The 540-nt window shown below is 70.9% G+C and carries 1 protein-coding gene; it reads right to left on the bottom strand.

What is annotated here, in order from left to right:
* Positions 1–452, bottom strand: a 452-nt coding sequence (locus ACH9D2_RS02295) for a PEP/pyruvate-binding domain-containing protein (RefSeq protein WP_396361142.1), incomplete at its 3' end; no start/stop codon positions are given.
* Positions 453–540: the final 88 nt, after the last annotated feature.

The raw sequence follows: 540 nt of genomic DNA, 5'->3' as shown, positions 1-540 counted from the left end.
TCCACGCCGCGGACGTTCAGGAACGTCTCCTGCTGGCCGGCGAAGGAGGCCTCCGGCAGGTCCTCCGCGGTCGCGCTCGAGCGCACCGCCCAGGACACCTCCACACCGTCGGGCTGAGCCCCGGCCAGCTCCTCGTAGGCAGTGCGGATGGCGTTCTCCAGCCCCACCGGCAGCGGCGCCTGACGGATCATCGACCGGATCCGCGCGCCCGCGGCCGCCAGGGCGTTCACGTCGGCGGTGTCCAGGCCCTCCAGGGCCTGGGCGATCCGCCCGCCCAGCCCGTCGACCCGAAGGAACTCCCGGAAGGCGGTCGCCGTCGTGGCGAAACCACCGGGCACCTGCACCCCCGCAGAGTCCAGGATGCGGATCAGCTCCCCCAGGGAGGCGTTCTTGCCGCCGACCTCTTCGAGGTCGGACAGGTCGATCTCGGTGAACGGAAGAACATAGGTCATGAAGAACTACTCCTCGGGCTCCGCCGCGGCGGGCAGCTGTCGACTGTGGGGGACGGTGGAATACAAGCGGATCAGGGTCGCCGGCGGC

It is taken from the genome of Kocuria rhizosphaericola, assembly GCF_044462205.1.
Lineage (GTDB): Bacteria > Actinomycetota > Actinomycetes > Actinomycetales > Micrococcaceae > Kocuria > Kocuria rhizosphaericola.
The sequence above is the reverse complement of the archived record's forward strand: the minus strand, read 5'-3'. Positions and strand labels throughout refer to the sequence as shown.